The sequence below is a fragment of the Peribacillus sp. genome, assembly GCF_059453735.1.
In genome coordinates this window covers 1-7495 of the sequence record NZ_JAZVJO010000399.1, presented here as the reverse complement: position 1 = coordinate 7495, position 7495 = coordinate 1, and the positions used below count along the sequence as shown (strand labels likewise).

Sequence of the window (7495 nt, the reverse complement as noted above, 5' to 3'; positions counted from 1 at the left end):
AGCTTTGTTGTACCATTCGCAATCTTCGAAGAACCATCCGCCAATTGAACGGAACCATCTGCTAACTGTTTGGAACCGTCTGATAATTGAGTTACTCCTATGTTAAGTGTATTAGCACCTGCGGCAAGAGCATTTCCTCCCGCTTTGGCTTCATTTAGTTTCTCTCCAAAAGTGTCAAGTCCTGCAGTTAATTTAGATTGTCCTGCGGCAAGCTCTCCCGCTCCTGACTGCAGCTGTGCACCACCATCATTCAGTTGTTGAAGGCCTTGCTGCATCGCTACTTGTCCTTCATTCAACTTGCCGACATTTTGTGACAAGCTGGCTGAACCATCTGCTATTTTCACGGCAGAGGCGGCTAGTGTTTGATTTCCTGATTCCAGCTTGGCAGTACCGGCATTAAGCTGGGCAAAGGCTTCTTTTACTGCAGCCTGATTTTCCGCAGGCAATGCAGCCATGACAGGTTCAAGTTGACTTTGAAGAGCCGCGACTCCATTCTTAACGTCTGCTGCACCTTTAGATGCTGATCCAGCACCTTCTGCCAACTGATTTAAAGATGATGTAAGTGTGTCAGAACCTGCTTTAATATCTTTGGTTCCTGTTACTAGTTGTCCCATCTTCTCTTCAGCTGTCTTAATTCCTTGACTGGCTTGAGTAATACCAGATTGTAGTGATTTAGTACCTTCTTCTGCTTTAACAGCACCGTCTAACAGCTGGGTTTGGCCTTCAGCCAGCTTTTCTAATCCATTTGCTAACGTTTTTGCACCTGATTCTAGTTCTTGTGTGCCGCTTGATACTTTTGTTGTACCCTCTTTAAATTGAATCTGCTTCTCTGCAAGAAGGGTTAACTTTTCTTGCAGTGTATTTGCACCATCGTTTACTTCATCGATGCCTGATTTGAGTTTACCTGCTCCTTCATCAGCAGCTTGGAAACCATCAGCCATTTTCGTTAAATTTCCAAACATCGTTTCCGCATAAGTTTCCGTAACCTTTACTGACAAAGCACCCTTTATTTTCTCAATGGCGGTTTCGCCTATTTGAGCTGATAAGAAGTTAAAGCTTTCGTTTGGAACATATTTCAGTTCAAGTTTCTCCGGGTGTTCATTCATTAATGTGGTTGCATTTTCAGAGAATGATTCTGGGATTTCCACTAAGAGATAATATTTTTGATCTTTAAGGTTTTTATATCCTGTCTTCTTATCAACAAATTGAAAGTCAAATTCCTTACTTTTTTTCAGTTTCTCTACAAATTCATTTCCCAGCTCATACTTCTCTCCATCAAGTTCTGCTCCAGTATCACTATTGACAATTGCAACAGGAAGATCTTCTAAACGATCATACGGATCCCAGAATGCCCATAGGAACATACCGCTATAAAGAATAGGAATAAAGAGAATCGCTATAATTGAAATCAACATTTTTCGATTCGTAAACACCGATTTTATTTCTTGTTTAAACATATTTATCCTCCAGTTGTTCATTATGACTAATTTGTTCATTTAGTCATTTTTTCTGTTTAAAATAGGATTATCAATGGTTAATCGACAATCCCTTGAGCAAAAATAGATTTGAATAAATCAGCTATGGCTTCTTTTTTTAACGGTTCTCGGTTTTTTTCCCAATCAAAAATCAGTGCCACATACATCTTCAACACAATAAAAGCCGTTATTTCAGAATCACATGGACGGATATAGCCTTTTTCAATTGCCACTTCAAGCTTATTCTTGATGAACGTAATAATTTCACCTTCAATTTCTTCAACCATATCCCGTACAGCTGGCGTGCCAATTTCTTTCTCTTCTTGAAAAAGTTTAATCAACAACCGATGCTCTTTCCTAAAAGCAAGTAGACGGTACAAAGCTTGATGAAGATTTTCTACAAAGGGTTGGTCATCGTCAATAGCCTCTATTGCCTCCTGCTTCATTTCACGAATAATGACTGATACAATCTCTTTGAACAGTTCTTCCTTATTCGTATAAAAAGTATAAATAGTACCTTTTCCAACATTAGCGATTTTAGCTACTTGATCCATCGTCGTTGCTTTATAGCCAAATAGAGCAAAAGATTTCGCAGCGGCATCCACGATTAGTTTTTTACGATCAACTGTCATTTCTCACCTCAAAACTGACTCATTGAATAAAATAGTCATTAAGTACGTTATTTATAATAGCAAACCCCATTAATAGTTGCAAGACCTGTTTTAATGATCATGATAATAAAAAAAAGATTAAACAAGCGATAAACAAAAAGAAACAAGCATTTAAAAAGAAACTGATTGCCCATTCTAAAAGGGGAGCCGTCCCATGACTCTCTGCCTTCGACTGCCGATATTTTCTCCTCATTCTTATCACCTATTCTTTTACTAATTATTACCTATTTTACCACTATAAATGAATAGACGAAAGGAGTTTTCTCCAAAAAAAGAACAAATTGGCCTATAAAGGACCAATTTGTTTATGCTTGGGCAGCTGTAAGCTGCGAGCCGGGATTTTGAACAAAATCGAGAACTTTTTTCACTGCTGCTTCAGCTTGATCGATACAATCCGGCATCCCAATACCAGTATAAGAGCTTCCTGCTATAAACACCCCAGGCAGCTGATTGTACAGGTCCTCTTCTACCTGCTGGATCCGTTGTTTATGACCAATTTTGTACTGAGGCATGGCTTCTTTCCAACGAGTAACAATAGAGAAATCCGGTTCTTCTGTAATTGACATCGTCTTGTTAAGATCCTCAAGTACAATCTTACTGATTTCTTTATCCGATAAATTAATAATTGCTTCATCGCCTACTCTGCCAACATAACAGCGCAGCAGTACCTTACCCTTCGGTACAGCATGCGGCCATTTTTTGTGAGTCAATGTGCAAGATGTTATCGAATAATCGCTGTTTCTCGCTACCACAAAACTGGAACCTTTTAAATCTTTCTTAATAGCGCTTTTATTAAAGGCCAAATTCACTGTCGCCACACTGGTTGATTCAATTTCCTTTAACGGTTCTATGGAAATGAGGTCGTCAAGCATTTGACAAGCCGCCTGATGACCAGCAGAAATAATAACAGAATCCGCCATAATGACACTGTTATTATTCAGACAGATTTTGTACTGCCCGCTCGTTTTATCCATTAGCTCAACTTTTACACCTTTAATAACGGAATTAGGTTCGAGTTTTTTCTCGATTGCTTCGACAAATGACTGTAGACCTGTTTTAAACGTAAGGAATCCATCCTTACCGATCACTTTCTCAACCGTTACTGAAGATTTTTTCATTCCTATTATTAAGCTGCGATATTGCTGTTCAATTTGATGGAATTGTGGAAAAGTCGACAGTAAACTCAACCGTTCAATATGTCCGGTATATATGCCCGAAAGCAGCGGTTCAATAAAATTCTCCAGTACCTCTGTACCAAAACGATACCTGAAGAATTCACCTAGTGATTGGTCCTCCGCTTGAGAGACTGACGGCAAAATTAGATCTGCTGCCGCTCTCAGTTTGCCCAGAGGACTAAATAAAGACGAAGTAATAAATGGACTAATGTTTGCAGAAATTCCTTTATCTCCTCCGGGAATAGGATGGAGCCTGTCACGAATTAAGACAAATGATTTACCTGGTTTACTAACCACAAGCTCCTCGTCCAACCCCACTTCCTGTGCAAGACGGATTGGACTTTGTTTAGAGGCGAGAAAAGAATCGGGTCCTTTTTCTATGACAAAGCCATCACGGAAAGAAGTCTGGATCTTTCCTCCAAGGCGGGGGGATGAATCAAGCAGTATACACTGGTATGGCAAATCTTCCTCTTTTATCTTTTTTTGCAGATAAAAAGCTGAAGCAAGACCAGTGATACCTCCCCCAATGACAGCAATTATTTTTTTGGATTGATTCACTTTCATCGCCTTCTTTTTTTTATTCCTGATTCAAACGTTTCATGATGACCGTTGCCAGTGCATCAATGAATGCTGGGTTCGCATTAGGCATTTCTGGACGATAGTAGGCCGCTCCAATTTCATCGGTAACAACTTTACATTCGTAATCATTGTCATAAAGTACTTCTAAATGCTCCGCAATAAAACCTGCTGGAATATAAATGAACGCTTTATAGCCTTTTTCGTTAAATAAATCTCTTGTCAAATCTTGTACATCCGGTCCAAGCCATGGTTCTGGAGTTTGTCCAGCACTTTGCCAGCCGACTGCGTAGTTTTTCACATTGGCAGCTTCAGCAATTAATTTAGCTGTTTCATGTAATTGATCAGGGTATGGATCGCCGTTTTGTAGAATTTTTTCAGGCAGACTATGTGCTGAAACCACTAAAACGAAATCTTCCTGTTGTTCAGGAGTCATTGTACGAATGGTTGTTTGTAATTGATCAACCCAATATTGAATAAATTTCGGCTCTTGGTACCAGCTTTCAACAGGGATAATGACCGGTCCATTAATCTTATCTGATTCTTGTTTAGCACGGTCATTATATGATTTCACACTAAACGTAGAGAAATGAGGAGCTAATACAATACTAACTGCTTCCTCTACGCCATCTTCTTTCATTTGTTGAACTGCATCTTCTATAAAAGGTTCAATATGTTTTAAGCCTAAGTATGTTTTAAATTCTATCTGATCTTGACTCGCATTTAATTTACTCTCAAGTGCTGCAGCCTGTGCATCAGTTATTTTGGCCAAAGGAGATAACCCGCCAATTGCTTCATAGCGTCCTTTCAGATCTGCAATCAGTTCTTCAGACGGCCTTCTTCCATGACGAATATGTGTATAGTACCGTTCAATATCTTCTTCTTGATAGGGAGTTCCATATGCCATAACCAATAGGCCCATTTTCTTTTTACTCATTCCAATTACACCTCATTTAAAAATTTGTCCTACTTAACATGCCTGCAAAAATGTTTAAAATCAAACAGTTGAGCACATTGTTATTTCCATGAAGAGTATTCATGAATTAGAGTGGTCAATTTCTTCAGAACTTCTGGATTTACTTCTGGGAAAACACCATGACCTAAATTAAAGATATAGCCTGGCTGTTCCATCCCTTGATCAAGGATTTTCTTCGCACGTTCCTCAATAACATCCCAAGAAGATAAAAGAATGGCCGGATCTAAATTGCCCATTAGATTTTTAGTGATTCCTTTATTTCTTGCTTCCGTTATTGGTAAGCGCCAATCTAAACCAAGCACATCAATCGGAAGGTCGTTCCACTCTAATGCAAGATGACTCGCACCGACACCAAACATAATAAGAGGTACATTTTCTTCACGAAGTTCTGAGAAGATGCGATTCATGATTGGTTTAATAAAGATTCGATAATCTTCTACATTTAACGCCCCAACCCAAGAATCAAAGATTTGAACTGCCTTTACCCCTGCTTTTATTTGAGCTTTCACATAAATAATAATCATATCACCTAATTTATCCATTAGCGCAAACCATGCTTGCGGCTCTGAATACATAAATGCTTTTGTTTTGTTATAATTTTTAGAAGGTCCGCCTTCAATCATATAAGAAGCAAGTGTAAATGGTGCGCCTGAAAAACCAATTAACGGAACGGACAACTGTTCAGTCGTTAATAACTTGATGGTATCCAACACGTATGGCACATCATCTTCTGGAGATAGTTCACCCAGTTTTCCTACATCTGCTAATGATTTAATAGGATTTGCAATGACTGGACCTATTCCAGATTTAATTTCAACATCCACTCCAAGTGCAGGAAGAGGTGTCATTATATCCTTATAAAGAATGGCAGCATCCACATTGTATTGTTCAACTGGCAGTCTTGTTACATAAGCACATAGTTCAGGCTGGTGTGTAATTTCGAATAAGGAGTATTGTTCCTTAATCTTACGGTACTCTGGCTGTGATCTGCCTGCCTGACGCATATACCATACCGGTACATGGTCTGTCTTTTCCCCTTTTGCAGCTCTTAATAATGTATCATTAAATTCTTTTGTCATTGAAATCCACCTTTCGAGCGTGGCTAGAAAAACTATATCTCCTGAATTGATAACAATTCAACATATCAGAACCTTTTGCAGTTCTGGAGAAACAATCCACACTAGACGCTAGTCATATTGTTGAAAAACTTTAATTAGATAAATTTTACGAAAATATTTTAAACTTTCCTTAAATAGAATAGCAGAAGGAAAGAAAATTACAAATTGAATTCCTTCTCACTATAGCCGTTTCTACTATGTAAGTATAGGAAACCTTGGCAATTGTCAAAAAATCGCCGTTTTTGACGAATAGAGCATGCACTCCAAACGTAAAACTAGATTACCCATCTTGTTTTTGGGTACAATACAGTATATAAAATAATGGGAGGTGTTGGCAATGTTCGTATATATTACATCAGGAACCTATGAATTTTTAAAAGAAATCAAGAGTAAGCATAAGAAAGAAAATCTATTATTAATGGAGAATTTTGAGAAAACGGTGTTGCTGCAGGAAACGGAGGGTAAAAAAACGGTATTTGCTTCACCGCGTAAATTCGAGGTCGTCGATCAAAGAGGGGCGTTGCCTGAAGTTGGGTTTGTTGTGCTCGATAACATTCCTGTTCGAGAAGAGGAACGTCCAGGTTTTGAACATCGATATAAAAAGCGTGCTGAAACGATTGAAAATGAATCCGGTTTTATAGCACTCCGAATCCTTCGTCCATTAAATTCCGATACATATGTCATTCTTACTGCTTGGCAGAACGAATCGAGCAGTTCTAGTTGGAAGAACCATTTTTCGTCTAGTGCAAACAAGAGCACGAACACTTGGCAAGACCTTAATACAAATATATTCTCCGGTCCGCCATATGTTAATCAATACAAATTAGGACTTAGAGAATAATCCGACTGAACCGAAAAGTGTTCAGTCTTTTTTCTGTTTACTAATATTATTTCTATTGGCATATACAGCTGCCTGAGTTCGATCGGCAATAGCCAGCTTGCTTAAGATATTACTAACATGCGTTTTCACTGTTTTAATACCTATGAATAAATCCTCTGAGATTTCCGCATTTGTCATACCTTCACTAATGCATTGTAAAACATCCATCTCTCTCTCGGTTAGTGTATCATGTAATTTTTTATCATGATGCCTCAATCGTTTCACCATAACATTTGTTACCTTTGGTTCAATGACGGACTCTCCTCTAGCTGCTTTTCGGATGGCTGTTATCACTTCAGCTGCCGAGGACGTTTTTAATAAAAAGCTGAAAGCTCCTGCTTCAAGTGCCGGGAATACTTCCTTTTCGTCATAGTAGCTCGTCAAAATCACTACACGACTATTTAATCCTGCGTCTACTATTACCTTAGTTGCATCAATACCATTACCATTTTCCATTAATAAATCCATGAGTACTACATCAGGTGTATGTTCCTTAGCTAACTGTATAGCTTCTAAGCCGCTTTTCCCTTCACCCACTACCTCTATATCTGGTTCAGTCAATAAAAAGGACAAGATTCCTTTCCTTACAAGCTCATGATCATCCACAACTACTAAACGAATTTT

General features: G+C 38.6%; 6 protein-coding genes and 1 pseudogene. 1 reads left to right on the top strand and 6 read right to left on the bottom strand.

All coding sequences use genetic code 11. The features are described from left to right. The 5 genes and pseudogenes from AC52RT_RS13265 to hemE all read right to left on the bottom strand — a co-directional run. On the bottom strand, window positions 1–1457 hold a 1457-nt coding region (locus tag AC52RT_RS13265), incomplete at its 3' end, for a YhgE/Pip family protein (protein WP_495541183.1). 70 nt (window positions 1458–1527) lie between these two features. Then, window positions 1528–2107 (bottom strand): annotated as a pseudogene (locus tag AC52RT_RS13260) (TetR/AcrR family transcriptional regulator). A gap of 344 nt (window positions 2108–2451) precedes the next feature. Continuing rightward, a complete protein-coding gene (gene hemY, locus AC52RT_RS13255; protein ID WP_495541182.1) occupies window positions 2452–3885 on the bottom strand; it encodes a protoporphyrinogen oxidase in 1434 nt (477 codons plus the stop codon). Between the two features lie 13 nt (window positions 3886–3898). Continuing rightward, window positions 3899–4834, bottom strand: coding sequence for a ferrochelatase (gene hemH, locus AC52RT_RS13250; protein ID WP_495541181.1), 936 nt, complete (start codon window positions 4832–4834; stop codon window positions 3899–3901). A gap of 80 nt (window positions 4835–4914) precedes the next feature. After that, window positions 4915–5952, bottom strand: a complete 1038-nt coding sequence (gene hemE, locus AC52RT_RS13245; protein WP_495541180.1) for a uroporphyrinogen decarboxylase — start codon at window positions 5950–5952, stop codon at window positions 4915–4917. 376 nt (window positions 5953–6328) lie between these two features. On the opposite strand from hemE, the gene AC52RT_RS13240 reads away from it, so the two are divergent. After that, window positions 6329–6832 (top strand): antibiotic biosynthesis monooxygenase family protein, encoded by a 504-nt coding sequence (locus tag AC52RT_RS13240; protein ID WP_495541179.1) that lies wholly within the window; start codon window positions 6329–6331, stop codon window positions 6830–6832. A 21-nt stretch (window positions 6833–6853) separates the two neighbouring features. Here AC52RT_RS13240 and AC52RT_RS13235 read toward each other — a convergent pair whose 3' ends face one another. Then, window positions 6854–7492, bottom strand: coding sequence for a response regulator (locus AC52RT_RS13235; RefSeq protein WP_495541184.1), 639 nt, complete (start codon window positions 7490–7492; stop codon window positions 6854–6856). Window positions 7493–7495: the final 3 nt, after the last annotated feature.

What these genes read in the sequence shown, in the direction of transcription:
- AC52RT_RS13240 (WP_495541179.1), top strand. Translation starts at nt 6,329, where the DNA reads ATGTTCGTATATATTACATCAGGAACCTATGAATTTTTAAAAGAAATC.
- hemH (WP_495541181.1), bottom strand. Translation starts at nt 4,834, where the DNA reads ATGAGTAAAAAGAAAATGGGCCTATTGGTTATGGCATATGGAACTCCC.
- hemY (WP_495541182.1), bottom strand. Translation starts at nt 3,885, where the DNA reads ATGAAAGTGAATCAATCCAAAAAAATAATTGCTGTCATTGGGGGAGGT.
- hemE (WP_495541180.1), bottom strand. Translation starts at nt 5,952, where the DNA reads ATGACAAAAGAATTTAATGATACATTATTAAGAGCTGCAAAAGGGGAA.